Source organism: Roseomonas mucosa ATCC BAA-692 (genome assembly GCF_000622225.1).
Lineage (GTDB): Bacteria > Pseudomonadota > Alphaproteobacteria > Acetobacterales > Acetobacteraceae > Roseomonas > Roseomonas mucosa.
The window spans coordinates 69,319-95,337 of record NZ_JHWD01000011.1; the positions used below are offsets into that span (position 1 = coordinate 69,319).

General features: G+C 71.8%; 24 protein-coding genes. 7 read left to right on the forward strand and 17 right to left on the reverse strand.

Annotated features, from left to right (window positions below; all coding sequences use genetic code 11):
• Positions 1 to 2: 2 nt before the first annotated feature.
• From BT98_RS0113030 to htpX, 3 genes are all read right to left on the reverse strand, one after another.
• Entirely contained in the window at positions 3 to 953 is a 951-nt protein-coding gene (locus tag BT98_RS0113030) for an ABC transporter permease (RefSeq protein WP_019460188.1), read from the reverse strand.
• Entirely contained in the window at positions 953 to 2,503 is a 1,551-nt protein-coding gene (locus tag BT98_RS0113035; RefSeq protein WP_019460187.1) for an ABC transporter substrate-binding protein, read from the reverse strand. Before BT98_RS0113035 ends, BT98_RS0113030 begins: the two co-directional genes overlap by 1 nt.
• 314 nt (positions 2,504 to 2,817) lie before the next feature.
• Positions 2,818 to 3,768, reverse strand: a complete 951-nt coding sequence (gene htpX, locus BT98_RS0113040; protein WP_019460186.1) for a zinc metalloprotease HtpX — start codon at positions 3,766 to 3,768, stop codon at positions 2,818 to 2,820.
• A 42-nt stretch (positions 3,769 to 3,810) separates the two neighbouring features.
• On the opposite strand from htpX, the gene BT98_RS0113045 reads away from it, so the two are divergent.
• Positions 3,811 to 4,011 carry a DUF1674 domain-containing protein gene (locus tag BT98_RS0113045; protein WP_027297237.1) on the forward strand — a complete coding sequence of 67 codons (201 nt, stop codon included), beginning with the start codon at positions 3,811 to 3,813 and terminating at the stop codon, positions 4,009 to 4,011.
• Positions 4,012 to 4,318: 307 nt separating this feature from the next.
• On the opposite strand, the gene BT98_RS0113050 is transcribed toward BT98_RS0113045, so the two are convergent.
• The 11 genes from BT98_RS0113050 to BT98_RS0113100 all read right to left on the reverse strand — a co-directional run bounded on the left by BT98_RS0113050 (position 4,319) and on the right by BT98_RS0113100 (position 14,386).
• Positions 4,319 to 5,131 carry a MetQ/NlpA family ABC transporter substrate-binding protein gene (locus BT98_RS0113050; protein ID WP_019460184.1) on the reverse strand — a complete coding sequence of 271 codons (813 nt, stop codon included), beginning with the start codon at positions 5,129 to 5,131 and terminating at the stop codon, positions 4,319 to 4,321.
• Positions 5,132 to 5,141: 10 nt separating this feature from the next.
• Positions 5,142 to 5,975, reverse strand: coding sequence for a MetQ/NlpA family ABC transporter substrate-binding protein (locus BT98_RS0113055; protein ID WP_019460183.1), 834 nt, complete (start codon positions 5,973 to 5,975; stop codon positions 5,142 to 5,144).
• Positions 5,976 to 5,986: 11 nt separating this feature from the next.
• Positions 5,987 to 6,808 (reverse strand): MetQ/NlpA family ABC transporter substrate-binding protein, encoded by an 822-nt coding sequence (locus tag BT98_RS0113060; protein ID WP_019460182.1) that lies wholly within the window; start codon positions 6,806 to 6,808, stop codon positions 5,987 to 5,989.
• Between the two features lie 49 nt (positions 6,809 to 6,857).
• Positions 6,858 to 7,532, reverse strand: a complete 675-nt coding sequence (locus BT98_RS0113065; RefSeq protein WP_019460181.1) for a methionine ABC transporter permease — start codon at positions 7,530 to 7,532, stop codon at positions 6,858 to 6,860.
• On the reverse strand, positions 7,532 to 8,599 hold the full coding sequence (locus BT98_RS0113070) for a methionine ABC transporter ATP-binding protein (protein ID WP_019460180.1): 1,068 nt from the start codon (positions 8,597 to 8,599) through the stop codon (positions 7,532 to 7,534). Before BT98_RS0113070 ends, BT98_RS0113065 begins: the two co-directional genes overlap by 1 nt.
• Before the next feature lie 447 nt (positions 8,600 to 9,046).
• Positions 9,047 to 9,481, reverse strand: a complete 435-nt coding sequence (locus tag BT98_RS0113075) for a PaaI family thioesterase (protein WP_019460179.1) — start codon at positions 9,479 to 9,481, stop codon at positions 9,047 to 9,049.
• Positions 9,482 to 9,530: 49 nt separating this feature from the next.
• Positions 9,531 to 10,397, reverse strand: a complete 867-nt coding sequence (gene motA / locus BT98_RS0113080; protein WP_019460178.1) for a flagellar motor stator protein MotA — start codon at positions 10,395 to 10,397, stop codon at positions 9,531 to 9,533.
• Positions 10,394 to 11,440, reverse strand: a complete 1,047-nt coding sequence (locus BT98_RS0113085) for a flagellar motor protein MotB (RefSeq protein WP_026033033.1) — start codon at positions 11,438 to 11,440, stop codon at positions 10,394 to 10,396. Before BT98_RS0113085 ends, motA begins: the two co-directional genes overlap by 4 nt.
• A 328-nt stretch (positions 11,441 to 11,768) precedes the next feature.
• Positions 11,769 to 12,500, reverse strand: coding sequence for an aspartate/glutamate racemase family protein (locus BT98_RS0113090; protein ID WP_019460176.1), 732 nt, complete (start codon positions 12,498 to 12,500; stop codon positions 11,769 to 11,771).
• 46 nt (positions 12,501 to 12,546) lie between these two features.
• Positions 12,547 to 12,891 carry a hypothetical protein gene (locus tag BT98_RS0113095; protein ID WP_019460175.1) on the reverse strand — a complete coding sequence of 115 codons (345 nt, stop codon included), beginning with the start codon at positions 12,889 to 12,891 and terminating at the stop codon, positions 12,547 to 12,549.
• 16 nt (positions 12,892 to 12,907) lie between these two features.
• Positions 12,908 to 14,386, reverse strand: a complete 1,479-nt coding sequence (locus BT98_RS0113100; RefSeq protein WP_019460174.1) for a transglycosylase SLT domain-containing protein — start codon at positions 14,384 to 14,386, stop codon at positions 12,908 to 12,910.
• A gap of 462 nt (positions 14,387 to 14,848) precedes the next feature.
• Here BT98_RS0113100 and BT98_RS26160 point away from each other — a divergent pair, with 462 nt between their 5' ends.
• The 6 genes from BT98_RS26160 to BT98_RS0113130 all read left to right on the forward strand — a co-directional run bounded on the left by BT98_RS26160 (position 14,849) and on the right by BT98_RS0113130 (position 21,877).
• Complete coding sequence (locus BT98_RS26160) at positions 14,849 to 15,274, forward strand: glycine zipper 2TM domain-containing protein (RefSeq protein WP_019460173.1); 426 nt, start codon at positions 14,849 to 14,851, stop codon at positions 15,272 to 15,274.
• A 147-nt stretch (positions 15,275 to 15,421) separates the two neighbouring features.
• Positions 15,422 to 16,258 carry an ABC transporter permease gene (locus BT98_RS0113110; RefSeq protein ID WP_019460172.1) on the forward strand — a complete coding sequence of 279 codons (837 nt, stop codon included), beginning with the start codon at positions 15,422 to 15,424 and terminating at the stop codon, positions 16,256 to 16,258.
• A gap of 7 nt (positions 16,259 to 16,265) precedes the next feature.
• Entirely contained in the window at positions 16,266 to 16,997 is a 732-nt protein-coding gene (locus BT98_RS0113115; RefSeq protein WP_019460171.1) for an ABC transporter ATP-binding protein, read from the forward strand.
• A gap of 139 nt (positions 16,998 to 17,136) precedes the next feature.
• On the forward strand, positions 17,137 to 17,457 hold the full coding sequence (locus BT98_RS0113120) for a hypothetical protein (protein WP_139323400.1): 321 nt from the start codon (positions 17,137 to 17,139) through the stop codon (positions 17,455 to 17,457).
• A 23-nt stretch (positions 17,458 to 17,480) separates the two neighbouring features.
• A complete protein-coding gene (locus BT98_RS24300) occupies positions 17,481 to 20,453 on the forward strand; it encodes a glycosyltransferase (protein ID WP_019460169.1) in 2,973 nt (990 codons plus the stop codon).
• Positions 20,450 to 21,877, forward strand: a complete 1,428-nt coding sequence (locus tag BT98_RS0113130) for a glycosyltransferase family 4 protein (protein ID WP_027297238.1) — start codon at positions 20,450 to 20,452, stop codon at positions 21,875 to 21,877. Before BT98_RS24300 ends, BT98_RS0113130 begins: the two co-directional genes overlap by 4 nt.
• A 66-nt stretch (positions 21,878 to 21,943) precedes the next feature.
• Here the strand turns inward: BT98_RS0113130 and BT98_RS0113135 are convergent, their stop codons facing one another.
• From BT98_RS0113135 to BT98_RS0113150, 3 genes are all read right to left on the reverse strand, one after another.
• Positions 21,944 to 22,876, reverse strand: coding sequence for a CobW family GTP-binding protein (locus BT98_RS0113135; protein WP_019460167.1), 933 nt, complete (start codon positions 22,874 to 22,876; stop codon positions 21,944 to 21,946).
• A 5-nt stretch (positions 22,877 to 22,881) separates the two neighbouring features.
• Positions 22,882 to 24,408: an amidohydrolase family protein gene (locus BT98_RS0113140; RefSeq protein ID WP_255346340.1), complete on the reverse strand. Its 1,527-nt coding sequence runs from the start codon at positions 24,406 to 24,408 to the stop codon at positions 22,882 to 22,884.
• A 578-nt stretch (positions 24,409 to 24,986) separates the two neighbouring features.
• Entirely contained in the window at positions 24,987 to 25,889 is a 903-nt protein-coding gene (locus BT98_RS0113150; RefSeq protein WP_019460165.1) for a LysR substrate-binding domain-containing protein, read from the reverse strand.
• Between the last annotated feature and the right edge of the window lie 130 nt (positions 25,890 to 26,019).

The window sequence follows — 26,019 nt, forward strand, 5'->3', positions numbered from 1 at the left end:
GGTCAGGCCGTCCGGATGCGGGGGTCGAGGGCGGCGTAGAGCAGGTCGGTCAGCAGGTTGATCAGCAGGAACAGCGCCGAGATCACCAGCATGATGCCGACCACCATGGGATAGTCCCGCGCCTCCACCGCGCGCAGCAGCGGCGTGGAAAGGCCGGGCCAGTTGAAGACGTATTCCACCAGCACCGTGCCGCCGAGCAGCGAGCCCATGTGCAGCGCCAGCACGGTCAGCACCGGGGTCAGCGCGTTGCGCACCACGTGGCGTACCAGGATGCGGCGGGGGCCGAGGCCCTTGGCACGGGCGGTGCGGACGAAATCCTTGCTCAGCGCGTCGAGCACCGAGGCGCGGGTCATGCGGAAGACCACGGCGGCCAGTCCCTTGCCGATGGCGATGGCCGGCAGGGTGAGCAGGATGAGGTGCTGGCCAGGACTCTGCGCGAAGGGCACGTAGCCGCCCGCCGGCATGATCCGCAGCATCTGCGCGAAGACCAGCACCAGCAGCGTGCCGACCACGAAGACCGGCAGCGCCAGCAGGAAGGCGGCGATGCCGGAGGCGATGCGGTCGAAGGCGCCGCCCCGGTGCAGCGCCGCCCAGGTGCCGGCGGGCATGCCGAAGACGACGGCGAGCAGCGTGCCGGCGAGGATCAGCTCCAGCGTGCGCGGCAGGCGCAGCGCGATCTCCTGCGCCACCGGGTAGTCATCGACCAGGGAGGAACCCAGGTCGCCGCGCAGCAGCCCGGCGAGGAAGCTGCCGTACTGCGTCATCAGCGGCAGGTCGAGGCCCAGCCGCTCGCGCAGCTCCGCCACCGCCGCCGGATCGGGCGAGACGCCGCCGGTGGAAAGCAGCAGCTCCGCCGGATCGCCCGGCACGAGGTGCAGGGCCATGAAGACGATGCTGGCCACCACCCAGACCAGGGCGAGGGAGATGCCGACGCGACGGAGGATCCAAAGCATCAGCCGAAGCTCACCTCTTCCAGCGTTGCGCCGGAGAGCAGGGTGAGCGCGCCGGGCAGGTTGGTGAAGCCCTGGACGTCCTTGTCCATCGCGTAGCCCTGGGCGCGCCAGGCGAGGCCGACCAGCGGCACCTCCTCCAGCGCCGCGCGCTGCATCTCCTTGTAGATCTCGGCCCGCCTGGCCTGGTCGAACTCGGCCCGGCCGCGCGCCAGCCCCTCCACCGTGCGCGGCGCCTTGAGCATGTAGGAGCGGCCATGGGTGGGCGAGAGCGAGGTGTCCATCACCACGGACAGCCCGTCCGGATCGTTGCTGTCGGTGGATACGCCATGGATGGCGATCTCGTACTGGCCGCGCATGCCCTGGGCAACGCGGGTGGACCAGTCGGGCAGGCGCAGCTCGCACTGGATACCGACGGCGGCGAGATGCTGCTGCACCACCTCCGCCGTGTCCTTGTGCATGCCGTACTGCGCCGTGGAGAGCAGCGTGGACTGGAAGCCGTCCGGCACGCCCGCCTCGGCCAGCAGCGCCCTGGAACGCGCCGGGTCGTAGTTCCAGCCATGGGCCAGCGTCTCGTCGTACCAGGGCGTACCCTCGGCGATCGGCACGCCCTCCAGCACCTTGCCGCGGCCAAAGAAAGCTGCCTTCACGATGTCCTCGCGCCGCACGGCATGGGCCACGGCGCGGCGCACGCGGGGATCGGCGAAGGGGCCCTTGGCGCCGTTGAACAGGATGTCCATGAAGGGGCCATACTGCGTCTGCATCTTCAGGCGCGGATCGCCCTCGATGGCGCTCATCGACTGCCAGGGCACGTATTCGATCAGGTCCACGTCGCCCGACTGCAGCGCCGCGACACGCAGATTCTCGTCCGCATAGACGGTGAGCTTCACGCCCTTGAGCTTCGGGAAACCCTGGCGCGGGTACTTGTCGAAGGGCACGAGGTCGATGGAGGTGCCGCGCTCCTGCCCCGCGATGCGGAAAGGCCCGGCGCCGACCGGCTCGCTGGCGGAGGATTTCCGCCAGACGATCGCCATGTTGTAGTTGCTGAACCAGATCGGGACGGTGGCGATGGGCTCCTTGGTATAGAGCTTCAGCGTCTTCGCGTCCGGCGTCTCGATGCGCGTCACCTGCTGGAACTGCGCGCGCATGTAGGCGGTGGATTTCTCGCCCGCGATCTGCTCGATCGTCCACTTGACGTCCTCCGCCGTCACCGGTTCGCCATTCTGGAAGATCGCGTCCCGGCGCAGGTGGAAAACCCAGGCGCCGTCCTCATGCGCCCAGGATTCCGCCAGCTCGCCGCGCAGCCCGCCCTTGTCGTCGAAGGAGATCAGGCGGCGGTGCACCAGCATCTTCACCGTGCCGGCGGAGGCGCCGGCGCTCGCCCAGGGCTGCAGGTTCGGCGGAAAGGTGGACAGGCCGAAACGGAGGATGCCGCTGGCCGCCTGGGCGTGGGCCGGGCGCCCGAGGAAGGACAGCGCGCCGCCCGCGGCCAGCGAGGCCAGGGCAGGCGCCGCGAGGCTGCGGGCCAGAAGGGCACGGCGGGTGGTCGTCATCGGCAGGCCTCCGTCTCGGGCTGTCGAGGCAGACCCCATCGCGCGGACCGGCGGGCCGGGCGGCGGGCGATCCTCCCCCGCGCATGCTCGGCCCGATCGCAGCGCAACAGCAACCCCGGCAGCGTGGGGAGCGGGAGCAATCACCGTGCCATGGCAGTTTCGCGGGTGATGTCGGCCGGCGCGTTGCCGGCCTGCCCGGGAATGAGGCAGGGCCGGCGGGAAAGCCCGTCCGGCTGGCGGCACCCTGTCGCGGGACAGGCGCCACCTCCCCCGCCATCCGGGGCCGCGCTCCGCCTGTCCGGTCCGGCCTTGCGCTATCCCCAGGGCCCCCGGCGACGCCCGGCGGTCGGCGGCACCGAGCCGCCGCTCCAGGGACCGCGTGGCGCGGTGCCGCCCCGGATGCCGCCCACCGGGGGCGCGGCCGTGGCGCCATTGCCCAACAGGGCGCGGACCCGGTTCTCGGTGCTGGGATGGGTGGAGAAGAGGTTGTCCATCCCCTGCCCCGAGAGCGGGTTGACGATGAAGAGGGGCGCGCTTTCGGGATGCGCCTCGGCGGAGCGGTTGAGGATGGCGTGGCGGGCGCCTTCCAGCCGCATCAGGGCGCTGGCCAGGCCCTGCGGCCCACCGGCGATCCGGGCGCCGAGACGGTCGGCCTCGTATTCCCGGGCGCGGCTGATGGCCATCTGCACCAGCATGGCCATCAGCGGGGCCGCCACGATCATCACCAGCACGCCAAGGAAGCCCAGCGGGTTGCGGTTGTCCCGCCCGCCCCCGAGCAGCCCGCCGAAATGCGCCAGGAAGCCGATGGCGCCGGCGAGGCAGGCGGTGACGGTCATGATCAGCGTGTCGCGATTGCGGATATGTGCCAGCTCATGCGCCACCACCCCGGCCACCTCCTCCTCCGGCATCATCTCCAGCAGGCCGGAGGTGACGGCGACCGCGGCGTTCCGCGGGTCGCGGCCGGTGGCGAAGGCGTTGGGCTGGGCCTCGTGGATCAGATAGAGGGCGGGCATGGGCAGGCCGGCGCGGCCGGCCAGTTCCTGCACCATGGCATGAAGGCGAGGCGCAGCGCCCGGACCGATGGGCTGGGCGTTGTGCATGCGGAGCACGGCCCGGTCGCTGTTCCACCAGGCCCAGAGGTTCATGCCGCCGGCCATGAGCAGGGCGATCACCATCCCCTGCCTGCCGCCCAGCAGGAAGCCCACCCCGGCGAAGAGGGCCATCAGCCCCGCCAGAAGGACCGTCGTCCGCAGTGTCCCGTTCATCGGGTATTTCTCCCGGCTCTGTCCCGCCTCATATGGGGGATCATGAGCGAGAAACCCGCCTCCCCCACGAATGTCCCACGGAAGCAGGACGACCCGGCGCCGGCCGCCGCGCCCGATGGCCCCCCGCCCGATGGCGGGAAGCAGGAGGAGCGCGCCCTGCCGCCCGAGATCGGCGGGCCGACCGGTCCTGAGCCGACCCGCTACGGCGACTGGGAGCGCAAGGGCCGGGTCAGCGATTTCTGAGCCACGCCCGAAGGGGTGAACAGGCCACGAACCGCAGCCGGGCTTCCTGGAACGGGAGCCACAAGATCTAGAAGGATCTCCGAGTCGTCGATGGCGCTTCGGAGACAGGCGCCGAATCGGGCCATCCGACTGTTTTCCGCCGGTTTCCTGTCCCGATGTTCTTTTTTCGTTCCTGGACCGAATCGCGAATGCGCTTGGAAACGGGTGGTGCGGCACGGCTGCCACACCACCATGTCGCCCTCCGGGTGCCGTCCTGCCCGGCCGCAAGGGCGACGGCCGGCCGGGAGCCGGACGCCGCCACCCGCTCTCAGGCGCCGACGATCACCGCGCCGCCGAACTTCTCCTCGACGAAGCGCTTGATTTCCGGCGCGGCGTAGCCGGAGGCGAGCTTCCTGGCCCAGGCGGCACCGGCATCCTGGCGCCGCACCACGACGAGGCAGGTATAGACGCTTTCGGCGCCCTCCTTCACCAGCCCGTCCTTCAGCGGGTTCAGCCCGGCGGGAACGGCGTAGTTGCCGGTGATGGCGGCGGCGTCCACATCGTCGAGGGAGCGGGCGATCTGCGCCGCCTCCAGCTCCACGAAGCGCAGGCGCTTCGGGTTCTCCACCACATCCGCCACGGTGGCGCGAAAGTCCACGCCGGGGGCCAGCTTGATGGCGCCGCCCTGGGCCAGCAGCAGCAGGGCGCGGCCGCCATTGGTCGGGTCGTTGGGGATGGCCACGCGCCCACCCTGCGGCAGGTCGGCGAGCGACTTCAGCTTGCGGCTGAACACCGCCATCACGGTCAGCACGGTCTTGCCCACCGGCACGAAGTCGTAGCCGCGCTGCGCCTTCTGCGCGTCGAGGAAGGGCTGGTGCTGATAGGTGTTGGCGTCGATATCGCCGCCCGCCAGGGCCACGTTCGGCTGGATGAAGTCGCCGAACTCGGTGATCCGCACCACGAAGTTGTCGCGGGCCAGAACGTCGCGCACCTGCTCCAGCACCTGGGCGTGGACACCGCTGGTGACGCCGACGCGGCAGGGCCGGGCCGCCGTGCCGATCCCCGCGGCGTCCTGCGCCCGCAGGATGCCGGGAAGGAAGAGCCCGCCGGCCGTGGCCAGCAGGAGGGGGCGCCGATTCATGGGATGCTCCTCAGAAGGCCGGCACGACATTGCCGTGGAAGGTATCGCGCACGAAGGCGCGGATCTCGTCGCGGTGATAGGCGGCCACCAGCCGCTTCACCCAGGGGGTGTCCCGGTCGGCCTCGCGCACCACGAGGATGTTGGCATAGGGGCTGTCCGCATCCTCGCGAAGCAGCGCGTCCTTCGCCGGGTCCAGCCCGGCGATAAGGGCGTAGTCGGTGATCACCACCGCCGCATCCACGTCGCCCAGCGCGCGCGGCATCTGCGCCGCCTCCAGTTCCACGATGCGCAGGCGCTTCGGGTTTTCCGCGATATCCGCCACGGTGGCGCGGAAATCGGCGCCCGGTGCCAGACGGATCAGCCCGGCCTTGGCCAGCAGCAGCAGGGCCCGGCCGCCATTGGACGGGTCGTTGGGGATGGCCACGCGCCCGCCCTGCGGCAGGTCGGACAGGGCCTTGTACTTCGGCGCATAGATGCCGAGCGGAAAGACCAGCGTCCTGGCCACCGCGGCGAGCTTGTAGCCGCGGTCCCGGATCTGCTGCTCCAGGAAGGGGCGGTGCTGGTAGGAGTTGCTGTCGAGGTCGCCCGAGGCCAGAGCCGCATTGGGCTGGATGAAGTCGGTGAACTCGACCAGGCGCAGCACGAACCCGTCCCTGGCGGCGAGCTCGCGCACCTTCTCCGTCACCTGGGCGTGCGGCCCGGCGGTGACGCCGATGCTGAGCGGACGGGCGGCGCTGCCGATCCCGGCCGCGCCCTGGCTCCCCGCCTGGGCGCGGAGGATGGCGGGACGGAGGAGCGCACCGCCGGCCAGGAGGCCGGCGGCGAGAAGGGGACGGCGAAGCATGGCGCTGCCCCTCAGAAGGCCGGGATGACGGAACCGGAGAAGGTCTCCGCCACGAAGGCCTTCACCTCGTCACTCTGGTAGGCGCGGACCAGCTTCCTCACCCAGGGCTTCTCCTCGTCACCCTGGCGCACCACGATGCGGTTGGAATGCGGGCTGTCGCTGCGCTCGATGGCGATGGCGTCGCGGGTGGGCTGCAGCCCGGCGGTGAGGGCATAGTTGGTGTTGATCGCCGCCGCGTCCACGTCGTCCAGCGCGCGGGGGAGCTGCGCCGCCTCCAGCTCCACGATGCGCAGGCGCTTCGGGTTCCCGGTGATGTCGGCGACGGTCACGCGCACATCGGCATTGGCCGGCAGCTGGATGGCGCCCGCCTGGGCGAAGAGCATCAGCCCGCGCCCGCCCTGGGTCGGGTCGTTGGGGATGGCGATGCGGCCGCCCTGCGGCAGCGCGTCCACCGACTTGACCTTCTTCGAATAGATACCCATCGGGAAGGTCAGGGTCTTGGCCACCGAGACCAGCTTGAGGCCGCGATCCCTCACCTGCTGTTCCAGAAAGGGCTGGGTCTGGAAGGAGTTCGCGTCCAGGTCGCCCGAGGCGAGCGCCACGTTGGGCTGGATGTAGTCGGTGAACTCGATGATGCGGATCACCAGCCCGTCCTTGGCGGCGATGTCGCGCACCCTTTCCATCACCTGGGCGTGCGGGCCGGCGGTGACGCCCATCTTCAGCGGGCGGGCGGCGGTGCCGATCTCCGCGCCCTGGGCATGGGCGCGGGTCGCGGCGGTGAGGGCCGGAGTGGCGAGGAGGGCGGCAAGCGCCGCGCGGCGTGCGATGGTCATGTTCTTCCTTCCCGTGTCGTGTGGCGTTCGTCGTGGGGCGTCCCGCCGTTCAGCGATGGCTGACGCGGCGGACCAGCCAGTCGCCCAGCGATTGCAGGCCCTGGACGAAGAGGATCAGGATGACGACCACGGTCGCCATCACCTCCGGCATGAAACGCTGGTAGCCGAAGCGGATGCCGAGATCGCCGAGCCCGCCGCCGCCGATGGCACCCGCCATGGCGGAATAGCCGACCAGGCTCACCAGCGTGACGGTGACGGCGGCGATGATGCCGGGCATCGCCTCGGGCACCAGCACGCGGGTCAGGATCTGCATCCGCGTCGCGCCCATGGCGCGGGCGGCCTCGATCACCCCCCGGTCCACCTCGCGCAGCGCGCCTTCGAAAAGACGGGAGATGAAGGCGGTGGAGGCCAGCGCCAGCGGCACGATGGCGGCGGCGGTGCCGATCGAGGTGCCGGCGACCAGCCGGGTGAAGGGTACGATGGCCACCATCAGGATGATGAAGGGCGTGGAGCGCACCGCGTTGATCAACAGGCCCAGCGGCCGGTTGATCCAGCCGTTCGGGCGCAGCCCGCCCTGGCCGGTGCTGTAGAGGAGGAGCGCCAGGGGCAGGCCGATCGCCACCGCCACCAGGACGGAAACGAAGACCATGGTGATCGTCTCCCAGGCCGCGTCGATCATCAGGTCCTGCAAGGCGGGCGGCAGCCAGGGGAACAGGTTGGGCATCAGCGGGCTTCCCCTTCCTTCACCTCGGCCACGTCGAGGCCGAGCGAGCGCATCCATTCCACGCCCTGGGCCAGTTGCGCCGGCGCGCCATAGGCCGCCAGCGCCATCAGGCCGAAGGGCTCGCCGCCGATCTCGTCGATGCGGCCAGAGACGATGTTCAGGTCCAGCCCGAAGCGGCGCGAGGCCTCGCTCACCACCGCGCGGGTGGAATGCGGCCCGGCGAAGAGCACCTGAAGCAGGCGCCGCTCCTCACCCGGCTGCGGCGCGGGCAGGCGGGCGACGGTGCCGGGCGGCACGGCATGGCCGATCACCTCCGCCACGAAGAGGCGGGTGACGGCCTGCTGCGGCCGCGTGAAGACGTCGAAGACCCGGCCCTGCTCCACGATCCGCCCGGCCTGCATCACCGCCACGCGGTCGCAGATCGCCTTCACCACCGCCATCTCATGGGTGATCAGCAGCACGGTGAGGTCCAGCCGGTCACGCAGCGACCGGATCAGGGACAGGATGTCGGCGGTGGTCTCGGGGTCCAGCGCGCTGGTCGCCTCGTCGCAAAGCAGCACCTTCGGGTCCGAGGCCAGGGCGCGGGCGATGCCGACGCGCTGCTTCTGCCCGCCCGAGAGCTGCGCCGGATAGGCGTCGCGCTTGCCCTCCAGCCCGACCAGCGGCAGCAGCTCCCGCACCCGCGCCTCGCGCACCGCGCGGCCGACCCCGGCGATGGAAAGCGGGAAGGCGATGTTCTCCGCCACCGTGGCGGAGGAAAGCAGGTTGAAGTGCTGGAAGACCATGCCGATGCCGCGCAGCGCCTGGCGCAGCCCGGCATCGTCCAGCGCCAGCATGTCGCGGCCCAGCACCTCGACCCGGCCCGTATCCGGGCGTTCCAGCAGGTTGACACAGCGGATCAGCGTGGACTTGCCGGCGCCGGAGCGGCCGACGATGCCATAGACCTCGCCCGGCGCCACATCGAGGGAGACGCCGTCCAGCGCCAGCGTCTCCGCCCCGCGCGCGGTGAAGCGGCGTGTCAGATCGCGGAGCCGGATGGCGGCCGGTGCCTGTTCTTGTGAAGACATGAGAAAACCCGGTCAGGAAGCTTCTTGGGAGGCATCCTCGCCTCCGGTCCGGCCTGGCGTCGCATGAATGGCGACGGAGGCCACATGACGATCCGGCAGATCCGGTCTGCGCCGCCGGACCCTCCGTCCGGGGCGGACCGCCTCAGCCTTTCCCGACCAGACGCATGATGCGGCGCATCGCGATCCTCCAACACCGTCGGATGACCCACGAAGCAGGACCGGAACGGCCGGCATTCGCTTCCTGGCGCTTTAGCTCTTGGTGACGCGGCGCAAGCTGCATCCGTCAAATCGCCCGCGGCCCCGGCCAGCATGATTCCGGCAGCAGGACAGCGGCGGAGTTAGGAGGGTTGTCCCGCCCTGTCAAGCAGATGCGGAAAATGCACGATCGCCGGACGGATTATTACCTCGCCGCCCGATGCCCATACCCCTCTCGATCGAGGACCCGCCCTATTCGCGGACCGGACCGGGTACGCCTTCCAGGCTCTCGCTGCCCTTGCGTACCCGGTGCGTGCTGGAACCGAAAGCCACCAGCTTGTGGTGGGCGTCGAAAATCTCGAACTGCACGAAATAGGTGCTGCGGCCCTGCGAGACCACCTTGGCCTCCGCCACCACCCGGCCCGGGGGCACCCGGTTGGCGAAGCGGCAGTTGAGGTCCACCGTCACGCCATAGCGGACATGACCCGGCACCGAGCACCACAGGCCCGCCATGCCGGCCGCCTGGTCGGCCAGGGCCATGATCGCCCCGCCATGCATGATCCCGGCGAAGTTCAGGAGCTCCGGGATCACTTCGCAACCGACGCGGGCATAGCCCTCGCGCCATTCCTCAACCTCGAAGCCCAGGTGATTGGGCAGGCCGCCGGCCCGTTCTTGGATCTCGCTCATGCGAGAAGCGGTGGCAGCAGGCCGGCCCCCGCGTCAAGTTCCCCGGGCCTCAGGCGATCTGAAGCTCCTGCAGAGTTGTCTCCAGCTCCTGGAAGCTCGGCATGTGCTGGCTGGGCGCCATCTTGCGGCCGGTCTCCACCGCCACCTGGGGGGCATTGCCCTGCAGATGGGCAACCAGCACGGCGCGGATCACCTCATAGAACTTGGCTTCCTCCTCCACCACGCCCTTCAGCCGGGCGGCCACGGGGGCCACCATGCCATAGGCCAGCAGCACGCCGAGGAAGGTGCCGACCAGCGCGCCGCCGATCATGCCGCCCAGCACCGTGGGCGGCTGGTCGATGCTGGCCATGGTCTTGATCACGCCCAGCACCGCCGCGACGATGCCCAGCGCCGGCAGCGCGTCCGCGATGCTCTGCAGGGCGTGGGAGGGGTGCAGCTCCTCATCCCGCATCTTCTTGAGCTCGCGGGCCATCACATCCTCGATCTGGTGCGGGTCGTCGGCGTTCATGCCGATCATGCGCAGGTAGTCGCAGATCAGCAGGACGGCGTGGTGGTCCTTCTGGATATCGGGGAAATGGCCGAAAGCGCTGCTTTCCTCCGGCTTCTCGATATGCGGCTCCAGCGCCATGTTGCCCTTCTGCTGCGCCAGCCGCACCAGGAAGAAGAGCAGGCTGAGCATGCTGACATACTGCGCCTTGCGGAAGCGCGAGCCCTTGAGCACCTTCGCCAGCCCGCCCAGCGTGTGCTTGATGTCGTTCAGGCTGTTGGCCATGATGAATGTGCCCAGCGCGGCGCCACCGATGACCATCATCTCGTGCGGCAGGGCATGCATGATGATGCCGAACTTGCCGCCTGCCAGCACATAGCCGCCGAAGACGCAGCCCAGCATCACGGCGAGGCCCAGGATCGCGTTCATCGCGGCGTCGCTCCGGTCGCGGGGGGCTGCGGCGCCTGGCGCAGCAGCAGGATGGAGACGCGGCGGTTGGCCGCGGCCTCCGGCGCCTCGGGCAGCAGCGGCTCGCGCTCCGCCAGGCCGGCGACGCTGCGCAGGCGGTTCTCGCCCACCCCGTTCTCCACCAGCAGGCGGCGCGTGGCATTGGCGCGCTCGGCCGACAGGTCCCAGTTGCTGCGGGCGTCCGTGCGGAAGGGGGTGGCGTCAGTGTGGCCGGTGATGGACACCGCGTTGGGCACGCGGCGGATCACCGAGGCGACCTTGGCGACCAGGGCTCGGGAGCGTTCGTTCAGCGTGTTGCCGCCGGAGGTGAACATCGGCTTGCCCTCCGAATCCAGGAGCTGGATCCGCAACCCCTCCGGCACCTGCTCCACCCGGAACTGCTGCGCCAGCTCCGCCAGAACCGGGTCGCCCGCCACGGCGGCGCGGAGCTGGCCGGCCAGCTGCTCCAGCGCATCGCGCTCCCGCTTCTCCAGCTCCCGCCGCAGCGCGGTCTCCGATGCGGCGGCGAGGTCGGCGTCGCGCCGCGCCGCGCCGTTTCCGCCGTCGCCGGGAGCGGAGACGGCGAGCGCCGCCTGCCCCGGCTTCGCGTCGGGGGCATCGTCCGGGCCGGGCGGCGCCTCGCGCGTCGCGACCGGCTGGGCGGGGGTCTCGGTCTCGTCCTCCACCTCGATGTCCTGCAGCACCGGACGGGGGCCGGTCTCGATCCGCGGACTGCTGGTGTCGGTGGAAAGCTGGCCGGGGGAATGCGGCGTGCTGCCGCCGAAAGGTTGGCCGTTGCCGGAGGTGGACTGGGACATCAGGTTGCTTGGCGCGAAGTAGTCGGCGATGCCCTTGCGCTGCTGCTCCGTGGTGGCGTTGAGCAGCCACATCAGCAGGAAGAAGGCCATCATGGCCGTGACGAAATCGGCATAGGCGACCTTCCAGGCGCCGCCATGATGGCCAGCCTCGCCTCCTTCCTCCCGCCGGATGACGATCGTCGGTCCCTGGTTGCGGGTTCTCGCCACGCTCTCCGTGCCCCATGCTGCGCTGCCGTCGGCGCGCATCCTGCATGGCAGTCCTTAAGCGGCAGTTATGCGGGCCGGGGCTTTGTCGGATCGCGCCGGATAGCCATGCTCTCCGGCGGACTGCCGGTGCCACCTCTGCTTTCCGGGAATCCCGCGTTTCCACCTGCTCCCGGGAATCAAGCCGCGGAAAAGCGGCTGCCACAGGCGCCAACGAAAGCCCGGGGCCCGGGGACCGGCTTGGTCCCCGGCGGAGGGGGTCAGGGGAGGCAGCGCCTCCCCCTGGGCGCGACCCACAAGGGCGACACCCGAAGCGAGGACGTTGCCCGGATCAGCCGCCGAGACGTCGGGCGAGGGCCGGGGAGAGGTCCAGGGATGGGGCGGAAGACGGCGGCGGCAGGAATGGCAGGGGTTCGCCGAGACTGGCTTCCATCAGGCAGTCGAGGCTGTCCAGCACCGGCACGGGCAGATGCGCCGCCACGGCGGGGGCCAGGCCTGCCAGCCCGGCGCCACCCAGCACCACCGCGGCAGCCCCTTCCGCGATGACGGCCTCCGCCGCCTTGGCCAGCAGCCGGGCCGCGCCGTCCGGGTCGCGCGCCAGGACGTCGCCGGCGGGCGGCACGGCGCGGACCAGGATGCGGTCCGGTCCATGGCCCAGGGCGAAGGCATGTTCCCGCAGCATCGGCACCCAGGCCTCGCCGCCGGTCAGCAGGGCGATCCGGGCCCCGGGGGCCAGCGCCAGGGCGGCGGCGATGCTGGCCTCGGCCATGCCGCGCACGGGAACGCGGGAGATCTCGCGCGCCGCCAGGAAGCCGGGCTCGCCGAAGCAGGCGATGGCGATGCGGTCCACCGCCGGGTCCCGCTCGGCGATGGCCTCCAGCACCGCATGCCCGGCCACGGCCACGGCGGCGCGGGTGGCGATGTAGCGGGCGCCGAAGCGGGCGGTGCAGGGGATCAGCTCGACATCGCCGCGTCCCTGCCGGGCCAGCCAGGCCTCGGCATGGTGGCGCAGGCGCTCGGTCATCGCGGGGTCGGTGTTGCCGTTGAGGAGGAGGAGGCGCATCGGCCGGGCAGGATGCCCCGCGCGGGCGGGATTGCGAAGGGGCCCTTCAGCCCCGTTCCGGCGGGGCCGTTTCCAGCGCGGCGTACCAGCCGGCATAGGGCGTGTTGCGCGCTAGGTGGCGATTGTAGTCGGGGGCGCCGTCCTGCCACCAGACCGGGCCGCGCTCGCCCAGGCCCCGCTTGGCCTCGTCCACCGCCTGCCGCGCGGCGCGCAGTGCCTCCGTGTCGCCCTGCCGGCCAGCCTCGCGCACGGCACGGCGGGCCCGCATCAGGGCCTGGACCAGCACCCCGCGTTCGGATTCGGGAAGGGCGGGATCGGCGCGGCGCCAGAGCCGGCCGCGCACCACGAGGTAGCGGCCATCCGGCGTGACCGGCGCGGGAGCGTCGGTCACGCCGGATGGCCTTCGCTCAGCTCTGGGAGTCGGGCGACAGGGTCATGCAGGCGCCGCGGCCGCTGCGCAGCTTCTCGCAGGCGTTCTGGGCACCGTCGCGCGACAGGCCCATGACCCGGGCGCGATAGAGCACGGTCTTGCCCTGCATCACCGGTTGCACGGCGACGCGCACGCCATTGGCCGGGATCTTGGAGCGAGCCTGGTTGGCGGCGGTGCGGGCCTGGCTTTCGCTGGCATAGGCGCCGACCTGCACGGCCCAGCTGCCGGTGCCCGGCGCGGCGGTGGCCGTGCTCAGGCCTGGGCGGGACAGGGTGCCGGCATGGGCGGTGCCGACGAGGCTCAGCGTCTGGGGCGGCGCGGCGCGGCGCGGCGCGGAGGCCTCGGCGAGTTCCACGGGGGCGCTGCGGGGCGCCCTGGCGCGGCCGGCGGGCTCGGCGGCCCGGGCGCCGGCGGCGAAGGCCGGCGGGGTCGGCATGATTTCCTGGCGGCTGAAGGCAGTCTCGATCCGGCCCGTGGTGGGAGCGGCCTCGCTGCGCGTGGTCGAGCCGTCGGGGATCGGGTCCATCGCCACCACATTGCCGCCCAGGCGGGAAGCGGCGGGGCTGGTGGAACCATCCGGGATCGGCGCCATGGCGACGACGGTGCCCCGCGGGGCGTAGGAACCGGAGGAGGAGCGGGTGGAACCGTCCGGGATGGGCTCCATGGCGATGACCGGGCCGTTGCCCAGGCTGGCCACCTGCACGGCTGGCGGCGGGGCCGAGGCGATGCTGGTCGAGCCGTCGGGGATGGGCTCCATGCGGATCACCGGGCCGGGCGGCAGCGTCGCGACCTTCACGCCCGGATCGACGGCGCGGCGCTGGTCGCGCAGCGCCAGCATGGTGGCGGTGTCGCCGCGGCGCGGCCCGGCCGGGATGCGCAGCGGGATGTCGGCGGCGGCATAGACCTCCGGCGGCGCACGGTGGGACGGATGGGCGTCCACGATCCGCGGCCCGATCCGGGCGACGTAGTTGCGGGTCTCGGCGGGCAGGCCCTTGCCGCCCCAGAGGTAGTCCTCCAGGCGGCGGGGGCCGGCGTTGTAGGCGGCGAGGAAGGCCGGGCTGCCGTAGAGCTCGTACATCTCCCGGATATAGGCGGCGCCGGCCATGATGCTGTCATAGGGGTGGTAGGGGTCGTTCCCGAACCCGTAGCGGGAGGCGAGCTCGGCATAGGTGCCGGGCATCACCTGCATCAGGCCCATGGCGCCCACCGGGCTGGTGGCCGTGGTCCGGCCCGCGCTCTCCTGACGCATCACCTCGCGAATCCAGCGCTCCGGCACGTCGAATCGCTTGGAGGCATCGCGGATATAGGGGCCCCAGGGATCGCCGGGCGGGCCGGGCGGGTCGTAGGAGGCGGGGCGGTGGTAGTTGGAGGAGGAATCGTAGATGTGCCGGGACGAGCTGGTCGCGACCTGCTGGCTGCCGCAGGCGGCCACACAGGCCAGAAGCGACAGCGTCATCGCTCCCCGCACGCGCGCGGTCAGGCCGCGCCGATCAAACCCGCGAGGAAGCATCCCCCAATCCCCCCAATCCTCGGTACTCCCGCGGTCCTTCCGGCTTGGCCGATCGCCGGCGCCCCCACGCTGGCGAAACGGCCGGAAGCCGCGGTGCAGACGGTGCCTGCGGCGGAAAGGGCTAACGGAAGCCTGGGCATGAAGCAAGTGGAGACTCTACGATGCATATCGCGGGCTGGCGCCGCTGTGCGATCCACGTCACGTTGGCGCCCCCTTCTCGCCACATTCCGCGCAGAAGACACTCTGCCTTTCCGAAAGGAACGCCTCATGCGTCGTATAACAAGCCATTCCCGGGCGCATCGTTCGTCTTCGGCTGCTCTTCGGCTCTGCCTGGTTTCACTGGCCCTGGCCGGCGGCCTGGCCGCCTGCGCGCCACAGAACACGGGCGCGACTTACAGCAGCGCGACCATGGGCGTGCCGGCGGCCGTGACCTATGGCGTGGTCAAGGGCACGCGGCCGGTGACGGTCCAGAGCGGCCGCAGCGGGGTGGGCACCGCGGCGGGCGCGGTGGCGGGCGGCGTGGCCGGCTCCTTCATCGGCGGCGACTGGCGCAGCAACGTGCTGGGCGGCCTGGGCGGCGCGGTGCTGGGCGGGCTCGCCGGCAATGCGATCGAGCGCGGGACCGGCACCGGCCAGGCCATCGAGTTCATCATCCAGCAGGACAATGGCGGCGACATCGCCGTGGTGCAGACCAACGAGGACAACCTGCAGGTCGGCGACCGGGTCTTCATCACCCATGGTCCCGACCAGGTGCGCATCGGCCGGGCCATTGGCGCCCCGCCGCCGGCCACCGGCGTCTCCGCCCGTCCGATCGGTGCCTACGCGCCCAAGTAGGACGGTAGAGGCCCCGCGAGGGCACCGGGGGAAGGAAGGCCCTCCCCCGGCGGCACGGCCCGCCAGGGGTTCCGGCGGGCAGGGCGGGGCCGCCCTGCCCGCAAGACAGGTTGTAGCGCCCCGCGGCTTCGTATAGGCACGCCCGCCATGACCGCCCAGCCGTCGCCCGTCTTCCAGATCGACGCGAGCAACCCACGACGCCTCTCCCGCGCCATGGAGGACCTGTCCTCCGGCATGCAGACTTGGCGGCTGAGCTGGGCGCTGGCGCGACTCGACTTGCGCAACCGCTACCGGGGCTCGGTGATCGGGCCCTTCTGGCTGACCCTTTCCACCGCCGCGATGCTGGCGGGGCTGGGGCTGCTCTATTCCCGCCTGCTCGGCATCAGCCTGCGCGACTACCTGCCGCACCTGGCGGTCAGCCTCGTGGTCTGGAACGTGATCAACGGCCTGGTGACGGATGCCTGCACGGCGCTGACCGGCGCGGAAGGGGTGATCCGGCAGATGCGCCTGCCCTTCACCACCCATGCGCTGCGCTGCGTCTTCCGCAACGTGCTGACGGCGGCGCACAACATCCCCCTGCTCTTCCTCGTGCTGGCGATCTTCAACCGCTGGCCGGGGCCGGAGGTCGTGCTGCTGGTCCCCGGGCTGCTGATCTTCTTCCTGAACGCCCTGGCGGCCTCGGTCTTCCTGGGCATGGTCTGCGCCCGGTTCCGCGATGTCGGGCCGATCGTGACCAACATCATGCAGCTCGCCTTCTTCATGAGTCCGGTGATCTGGAAGGCCGACCTGCTGAGCCCCGCGACCCAGGCCTGGCTGCCGCTGAACCCCTTCTACGACCTGCTGGAAGTGCTGCGCGGCCCGCTGGTGGATGGCGGCGGGGCCATGATGGCCTGGGTCGGCGCCATCCTCTATACCCTGGCCGCCACGGGGCTGGCCCTGGGCTTCTTCGTCCGCTTCCGCGGCCGCCTCGCCTTCTGGGTCTGACGACGACATGGCTATCATCGAGGCCCAGGGGCTCAACATCGAGTTCCCGCTCTACCACGTCGCTTCCCGTTCGCTGAAGAAGCGGCTGCTGGCCAAGGCGGCGGTGCGGGTGAGCACGGACGAGTCCAACCGCGTGGTGGTGAACGCCCTGCGCGACCTCACCTTCACCATCCGCCCGGGCGAGCGCGTGGCGCTGGTCGGGCACAACGGCGCGGGCAAGACCACGCTGCTGCGGACGCTGGCCGGAATCTACGAGCCGGTCGGCGGGTCGCTGCGGGTGGAGGGGGAGATCGGCTCGCTGATCGACCCGGCGGCCGGCATGGACCCGGATTCCACGGGGCGCGAGAACATCCGCCTGCGCGGGCTCTTCCGTGGCCTCGGCGACGCCGAGATCGCCGGGCTGGAGCGCGAGGCCGCCGCCTTCTCCGGTCTGGACGAGTTCCTGGACGTGCCGATCCGCGGCTATTCCGCCGGCATGAGCATCCGCCTCTCCTTCGCGATGGCCACCACCATGAACCCCGACATCCTGCTGATGGACGAATGGTTCTCGGCCGGCGACGCGGATTTCATGCGCAAGGCCGAGGAGCGGCTGGCGGCGCTGGTGGACAAGGCGGAGATCATGGTCATCGCCACGCACGACTTCAACGTGGTGCGCCGCTGGTGCAACCGCGCCATCCGGCTGGAGGCCGGGCGCATCACCGCCGACGGCACGGTGGACGAGATCCTGGGCGCCGCCTGAGGCCCATCCGCCGTCCCGTTCCGGCTTTCCGTTCCCGGGCCGGGCCGCCCGTCGCGTGCCTTTGTCCCCCCGCCTGGTTGCTTCCCCGGACTGCTGCCGTTATCGCTCTCGCCCGATGGGTGAACGAGACGACAAGCCGTTGAAACGGTCCTTGCTGGCGCCGCTGCGGGATCTTCCGGAACCCTGGAAGCGCCAGTTGCGCCAGGGCTTCCGGAAGGGGGTGCGCGCCTATCGGGCGATCCCCATCGCGCGCATGATCGGCCTGCGCCTCGCGGCCCTGAGCCCAGGGTTGAAGGCCAGGCTGGTTCATCGCTTCATGGCCTATGAGCGGCTTTCCGAAGGAGCCGCGCTTCCCGCCCACATCTCCGTGCAGGGTGTGCGGCTGCAGCCGCCACCGGTCCTGTCAGATGCGGAACGCTCCGCCTTCCTGCGCCTCGCGGCGCGGCATGGCGGGATCTGAACGCGGAAAGCGGCGGAATACCGATGCGGTTGCTGATCGACATGCAGGGCGCCCAGGGCACGAGCCGCCTTCGCGGCATCGGGCGCTACTCGCGCGACCTGGCGCTCGCCCTGGCGCGGGAGGCCCGGGGGCACGAGGTGCACCTGCTGCTCAACGGCACGTTGGGCGATGGCGGCGACGCGCTGCGGGAAGCCTTCGGCGAGGTCCTGCCGGATTCCGCCTTCCATCTCTGGTGGGGCCCCGCCGGCGCGCCGGATGTCACCGAGCCCCGTCCCGCCCGGCGCACGGCGGGTGAGATCCTGCGGGCCGAGGCCATCGCCGCGCTGGCGCCGGACCTGCTCCTGGCGACCAGCCTCTTCGAGGGTTCATCCGACGACGTGATCGCGCGCTGGCCGCCCGACCGGGCACGGCCGGCCACGGCGGCGGTCTGCTACGACCTGATCCCGCTGATCCAGCGGGAGGACTATCTCGATGGCCCCTGGGCGGGGGCGCAGCGGCTGAAGGACTGGTACTTCCGCTGCCTGCACGAGATGGCCGAGGCCGACCTGCTGCTCGCCATCTCCGAGGCCAGCCGGCAGGACGCCATGGAGCATCTCGCCCTGCCCGGCGACCGGGTGGTCAATATCCGCGCCGGGTACAGCGCGGTCTTCGGCCCGCAGCGAATGGACGCAACGCGGAAGCAGGCGCTGCTCGCCCGCTACGGGCTGCGCGACGGCTTCGTGCTCTTTGTCGGCGGCGGCGACCCGCGCAAGAACGAGGCCGGGCTGCTGCGGGCCCAGGCGCTGTTGCCGCCGGCGTTGCGGGCCCGGCACCAGCTGGTGATCGTCGGCGCCACGGACCCCGCGGAATTCGCCTTGGCCCGCAAGGCGGCCGGCCTCGGGGCGGAGGAAGCGGTGCTGATCCGCTTCGTGCCGGAGGCGGACCTGCCGGCGCTCTACGCGGCCTGCGACCTTTCGGTGCTTCCTTCCTTCTACGAGGGTTTCGGCCTGCCGGTGCTGGAGGCCATGGCCTGCGGCGCCCCGGCGATCGGCAGCCGCGCCGGCAGCCTGCCGGAAGTGATCGGACTGGAGGAGGCGCTGTTCGACCCGCGTGATCCGGCGGATATCGCCCGGTTGATGACGCGCGCCCTGGCGGAGCCCGCTTTCCGCGCACAGCTCCTGGCCCATGCCCCGGCCCAGGCGGCACGCTTCGGCTGGGCGGATACCGCGGCACGCAGCTGGTCGGCGCTGGAGGCCCTGCTGGAAGCCCCGCGTCTCCGGGACCGTCCCGCCCATCTCGTGCCCGGGCGGCGCCTGCCGCGCCTCGCCCTGGTCTCGCCCCTGCCGCCGCAGCCGACCGGCATCGCCGACTATACGCGTGAGCTCGCCCCGGCCCTGGCGCGCCATTACGACGTCACCCTGGTCTGCGAGAGCGGCCTGACCGAGGACGAGCGGCTGCGCGGCGCCTTTCCGGTGCTGGATGCCGGCACCTTCGGGAACCTGGGGGAACGCTTCGACCGGGTGCTCCACCAGCTCGGCAATTCCGATCTCCACGACTTCCAGTATCGGGGCCTGCTGGCGGAGCAGCCAGGGGTGGCGACGCTGCACGATTCCTTCCTGTCCGGCCACGCGCTCTGGCGGGCCTACCGGGAGGGCGACCGGGAGCGTCTCGTCGCGGCGCTGCATGCCTCCCACGGCTGGCCCGCCGTCCTGACCTGGCTGCGCGAGGGCGATATCGCCGCGACCCGCGCCTGGCCCTGCAGCCTGCCGGTGCTGCGCGACACGATCGGCGTGATCCAGCACTCGCTGCACGCCGCCGAATGGACGCGGCGGCACTACGACGCGGCCACGGCGGGGGAGCCTGCCATCATCCCGCATTTGCGCCGGCTTCCTCCGAAGGGCGACCGGGCCGCCGCCCGCCGGCGCCTGGGGCTGGCACCGGATCTCCCGGTCATCGCCAGCTTCGGCATCCTGACAGCCAGCAAGCTGCCGGACCGTCTCGTCGCGGCCTGCCATGGACTGCACCACGCGGGGAAGCGGCCGCTCCTGGCGCTGGTGGGCGAGGCGGTGGAGCAGCTCGACCTCCCGCGCGAAGGCGCCACCCTGCGGCTGACCGGACGGGTCTCGCCCCAGGACTATGCCGACTGGATGGCGGCGGCCGATATCGCGGTCCAACTGCGCGACCATTCGCGCGGCGAGACCTCCGGCGCCCTGATCGACTGCCTCGCGGCGGGGCTTCCCGTGGTGGTGAACCGCCATGGCACCATGTCGCAGGTGCCGGATGGCTGCCTCCGCGCCATTCCCGAACGGTTCGGGGATGGGGAGCTGCGCGCCGTGCTGCAGGATCTGCTGCAGGACCCCGCCTCGGGCCGCCAACTCGGCGCACGGGCGCGGGAATGGGTGCGGGAGACGCTATCCCCCGAGCGGATCGGGCTGGCCTATCGCGAGGCGATCGAGGCGTTCTACGACAGGCCCGGCGCCTTCCTCCGGCTGGGCGATCCCTTCCATGGCGCCCTGCTGCCGCGCGGCAGCGCCGAGGACTGGGCCTCCGTCGCCCAAGCCAGCCTGGCCAATTTCCCGCCGCGCCGGCCGCCCTTCCTGTTCCTGGACGTGACCGATGGCTGGCCGGACCCGGCGGAGCTGGAGCGCCTGCTGCTGGCGCATCCCCCGGCGCTCCGCGTGGAGCCCGTCCGCTTCGAGGTTCCGGCGGAGGACGGCGCCACGCTTCCGGCGGGAACGCGGGCGGCCCCGGCCGGCGCCTACCGGACAGCGCCCGAGGCCGTCTTCCCGCTGCTCGGGCGCCGCTTCGCCGATCTCGTGCCGAGGCCGCTGTGCCCCGCGCCGGGCGACCTGCTGCTGCACCCCTTGGCCAGTCCACCGGCCGAAGCCCGGCGGTGGGCGCTGCGAGCGCTGGAACGGCGCGGCTGCGTCCTGGCGGAGCGTGGCGCGGGCGGCAGGGCGGTTCCGGCGGCAGGGGCCTCCCTGCCCGGCTGGTTCCAGGGCCTGCTTTCCTCATGAGCGCCGCCGCCCCTCCGTCGCCGGTGCTCTGGGTCGAGGTCGGTGACCTGCTCGACTATGCCGCGATCCGCCACCGGCTTTCCGGCATCCAGCGCCTTGCCTTCGAGCTCTGCCGCGCCCTGGCGCCGCATCCCGGCGTGCGCTTCTGCCGTGCCGTGCCGCCGCGCGAAGGGCTGCGCGCGGTGGAATGGGCGGAGCTGGAGGCGCTCTATGCCCGGCTTTCCGGCGGCGACGACACCCCGCCGCCGGGCCGCGACGGGCATGCGGTGGTGGCGGAGCATGTCGCGGCGCCCGTGGCGGAGGCCCGGCGCGGGATGCTGCGGCAGGCGGCGGGCTGGCTGCCGAGCGGCATCCGCATCCCCCTGGCCCGCGCCACCGTGGCGCAGGCCTCGGTCGCCACGGAGCTGCGCCAGGCCCTGCGCGGCGTGGCGGGCGCCCTGCCACGCCCCCTGCCACGCCCCCTGCCGCACCCCGGCAAGGGCGGGAGCGCGAAGGCGCCGGAGCGCGCGGCCGTGGAGCCCGGGCCGGGCGACACGCTGCTGATCCCCGGCGCGCCCTGGGCGCATCCGGATTACGGCCCGGTGCTGGGGCGGATGAAGGCGCGCAGCGGGTTGCGCATCGCCCTGGTCCTCTATGACCTGATCGCGGTGAAGTACCCGGAATGGACCGATCCGGGACTGATGCGGGTCTTCGGCCCCTGGTTGCGCCGCACCCTGCCGCAGGTGGACCATGTGCTGGCCATCTCCGGGGCCACGGCGCGCGACGCGGCGGCATGGGTGGCGGAACAGGGCATCGCCCCGGCACCGCGCATCACCGCCTTCCCTATCGGCACCGGCTTCGGCGCCCCGCGTCAGGCCGTGCCCGCCGTGCCGCCGCCACCGGGCGACCCGGGCTATGTCCTTTTCGTGTCCACGATCGAGGCACGCAAGAACCACGCGCTCGCCTTCCGCGTCTGGCGGCGGCTGCTGGAGGAGATGCCGGAGCGGGAGGTGCCGCGCCTGGTCTTCGCCGGCGGGGCCGGCTGGCTGGTGCAGGACCTGCTCGGCCAGATCCGCAACACGGCGAATCTCGGCGGCAAGCTGGTCCTGGCCGGCTCGCCGAGCGATTCCGACCTGCGCCTGCTCTATCGCGACTGCCGCTTCACCTTCTTTCCCTCCTTCTACGAGGGCTGGGGCCTGCCGGTGACGGAAAGCCTGAGCTTCGGGCGGGCCTGCCTCGCTTCCGACCGCGCCTCGGTGCCGGAGGCCGGGGGACGCTTCTGCGCCTATCTCGACCCGGACAACGCCACCGGCGCCACCGCCGCCGCCCGTGCCCTGATCGGGAATCCGGAACACCTCGCCGCCCTGGAGGCCGATATCCGCGACGGCTTCCGCCCGGTGCCCTGGTCGGACACCGCCGCCGCCGTGCTGGCGGCGCTGGGCTGAGCGGGCGCCGCGCCTGAGGCCAGGCCCGGGGAGAGTGCTGCCATGAAGCGGAACGGTCCGCTCGTGTCACCTTGTCCCGGCGGTGCAGGCCTCCATCGCCCCTTCGATCTCGGCGGCGGAAAGGGCGCCGATCTCCGCGATGAACACGATCCGCGCCCGGGGCAGGTCCGGCGGCGGCGCTCCGGCCGGGGCCAGGGTCGCGCGGCCGCCGGCGAGCTGGAACAGGAACTGGCGGCCTGGCTGCTCCACGGTCTCGAACAGCCCCTTGGCGCGGGCGAGGCGGGGCGCGAGGCGGGCGATGGCCTGTTGCAGCCGGGGCAGCGAGAGAGGCCGGTCGGAGGTCCAGCTCAGCGTCTCGAAACGGTCGGCCACGGGGCGGCGGCGGCCGGGATCGCGCGGCGCGGGAACATGCGCCGGGTCGTCCGGGAAGAGGAGTTCCAGCGGCACCCGGCCCTGCGGCGCATCGACGGCGAGCGCCGCAGGGCGCTGCGCCTTCACGGCGGCGCGGACCCTGGCACGGTCGGCGTCCTCGGCGAGGTCCACCTTGCTCAGCGCCACCACATCGGCGGCGCGGAGCTGGGCGCGGAACAGCGGGTCCTCCAGCGCCTCCGACGTGGCCGTCGCATCCACCACGCAGAGCACGGTCTCCAGCGGCGCCTCGCGCCAGATCACCGGGTCCATGAGGTTGCGGACGATGTCCGAGGGCTCGGCCACGCCGCTGGTCTCGATCACGATGGCCTCCGGGCGCGGGTCGCGCCGCAGGAGGGTGGCCAGCGTGCGCAGCAGGTCGCCTTCCAGCGAGCAGCAGATGCAGCCGTTGGACAGGCTGACGACGCCGTCGCTGGCGCCGGCGACCAGTTCCGCGTCGATGTTGATCGCGCCGAAGTCGTTCACCACCGCGGCGATGCGCCGCCCCCCGGCATGGGCCAGGAGGTGGTTCACCACCGTGGTCTTGCCCGCCCCGAGGAAGCCGGCGACGAGCAGGACGGGGACGGGCATGCCGCTCAGCGCGTGATGGCGGGGCGGCGCACCGGCCGGCCGGGCCGCGCCGCCACGTCCATCACGCCGTCGGCGATCACCGGCACGCCGCTGACGATCAGGTGGCGCACGCCCTCGGCCGGGCGGTTCATCGCGGTGAACTCCGCCTTGTCGCTGAGCGTGTCGTAGTCGAAGACCACGACGTCGGCGTCGGCGCCCACGGCCAGGCGGCCCTTGCCGGCCATGGCGGGCGTGCTGGCCTCCAGGATCTGCGCCGGAATCAGCGAGACCTTGCGGATGCCCTCGATCAGCGGCACCGCCTGGCGCTCCCGCACCCAGTGGCGGATGAAGCGGGTGAAGCAGCCGGCGGAGCGCGGGTGGGAGGTCGCTTCCTCCGGCAGCGGCCAGGCATCGCCCGTGTAGGTGCTGCCATCCGGCATCGACCAGGGCATCGCGTCCGAGGCGATGGCGCCGTCCGGATAGAGCACGGCCATGTCGAGCAACTCGCGGTGGCGCTCGTTGTGCTCCGTGTCCAGCACGTGCCAGAGCACGAGCTGCGACGGGTCCTCGGCCTGCGCCGCCAGCAGCTCGTCACGATCGCGGAAGCGGTGGCCGTCCGTCACGCGCTGCACGGAATCGTAGCCGAGGCCGTTGCGGGATTCGAAATGCGGGTCGCTGAAGAAGGCCGCCGCCAGAACGGTGGAGCCGGTGCCGTAGGGATAGGCCTCGACGGTGATGTTCAGCCCCTTGAGCTGCGCGTTGCGCACCAGATCGTAGCAGCGGGCGATGTCCGTCTTGCTGGAGCTGTTGAAGTGGCAGATGTGCATGTGCGCGCCGGTCGCCGCGGCATAGCCGATCAGGCGGATATAGGCCTCGGCCGCGCTCTGCGGATCGATGCGCGCCATGTAGGCGACATGGGTGAAGGTCGGCACGTTCTTCGCGGCGGCGAGGCGGCAGACCTCGACCAGTTCCTGCACGCCGGCGCCGGGCGCGTAGGCGTTGAGGATGCCGATGCCGATGCCGCCCTCGTCGAGCCCCTGCGTGATGCGGTCGATGATGCCCGCGACCTCGGCCTCGGTCGCGATGTTGTCCATCCAGCGGCGGTCGCGCATGGCGCGGCCGAAGGCCTCCAGCGAGGATTCCTCGTTGGTGCCGACCATGGCGCCGATGCGGGCGAAGGCCCAGTTGGTGGCGGCACCGTAGTTCAGGATGCGCCCTTCCGCCGCCTGGCGCCTGTACCAGGATGCGACGGGCATCACGCCGGCTTCCAGGTCCAGCGTCGTGGTCACGCCGTCGAAGGCCTGCATGCGGTCGGCGGGGATGGACTGGCCATGCGCGTGCAGGTCGATGAAGCCCGGCGCGACCACGAGCCCCGTCGCGTCGATCACATGCTCGGCGCCGCCCAGCCCGGTGCCCAAGGCGGCGACCTTGCCGTCGATCAGGGCCACGTCGCCCACGACATCCATCCCGCTCGCCGGGTCCACAACCCGGCCGCCGCTGATCACCAAGCCACCCATTCCGTCACCCCGCGCGCCAGACAACCGCCCGCGCACCGGGACGGCGGCGACGCGCGTGGTGCGTGCGGCCGGCCCGGTGCGGGCGCGGCACTAGAAACAGATTCTCCGGGGCTGGCAATCGCAGGGGCGGGTTTCCTGCGATTGCCAAGGTAAGCCGCCGGCCGTGCCACTTCGAAGCTTTGGCACTTTAGGATTTTAGCCTTTTATCCGTCCGGACGGTGCGAGGGCCGGCAGGCCGGGGATCACCCGGGTCATGCTGGTGCAGGCGCGGTGAATCGCGCGGCGGCGAGGCGGTGCGTTGATTTTATTCCTATAGCCTGGGGTGGGTCCGGGAAGCAAGGGGTGTTTGGGGGCTGTGCCCGCCCCGTGCGGCGGGGGGCGCGTGGCCCGGGAGGTTTTCTTTCTTTTCCGGCGCTGCCGTATCCGTCCGTGCTGTGGGATCGGACCTTCGGGCCGACGGTTGCCGCGAGCGCCCCTCCCGGGTCCAGGGCGCGCAGCGTCCTGGCGGATGGGGGGGCCGGGGGAAAGGCGGCGCCTTGTCCCCCGGGGGCTGGCCACGGAGCGTGACGCCCGGACCCTGCAGGCCCGTGGGCCGGTGCGTTCCGCCATCCGGATCAGGCTGGCGCCGGCCTGGACGCGCCCTGGAAATGCGCCTTCAGGAAGGCGGCGAAGCGCGCGACCGCGAGGGAGGCGGGGCGGCGCGTGGGGGTGAGGAGCGTCAGGTCTTCGGCGAGGCGCGGCGCGAAGGGCCGGAGGAGGATGCCGCGGTGGCGGTTGTCCTCGGCGGTCAGGCGGTCCACCAGGGCGATGCCCATGCCCTCCATCACCAGGGCGCAGGCCGCCGAGGCGAGCGGCGCATCCACCCGGATGCGGGGCGCGATGCCATGCGCCGCCAGCTCGGCCTCCAGCCGCTGGCGGTAGCGGTCCGCTGCGGCCAGGGCCACCAGGGGCTCGTCGCGCAGGTCCGGCGGGCCGAGGCTGGGCTTCGCCGCGAGGGGGTGCCCGGGGGGCAGCACGCAGACCGCCTCCACGGACAGGAGGCATTCGCGGTGCAGGGCCTGGGCCGGGACCTCGAACTGCACCAGGCCGAGGTCGAGATGCCCCGCCACCAGGGATTGCGCGACCGAGAGCGAGTCCATGGTGCGGAGCGACAGGGACAGGCCCGGATGCTGCCGCAGGAAGCCCGCCACCACCCCGGGCAGCCAGCCCGCCGCCGCGGCATAGGGCGCGCCAAGGACGAGATGCCCCTGCCTGAGCCCCTTCAGGTCGCGCGCGAAGCGGGTCAGGTGCTCCAGGCCCAGGAAGGCGCGCTCGACCTCCTTGAAGAGGGCCTGCGCCTCGGGCGTGGGGACGAGGCGGCGGCGTTCGCGCAGGAAGACCGGGAAGCCGAGATCGCGCTCCATCTGCGCCAGCATCTTGCTCACCGCCGGCTGGGTGATGCCCAGGCGATCGGCGGCGCCGGTGATGGAGGAGCTGGTCATGACCGCGCGGAAGATCTCGCACTGGCGCAGGTTCATGCCGGGCCTCTTTCATAACCTTTTGGAATGAACCCTGGCATCACTGGTACTTTGACGGCAAGTGCCCGCCGCCCCTAGGCTCCGTCCAGGGACAGGACGACACCGGCGCATCGCGGCTCCACCAGGATTT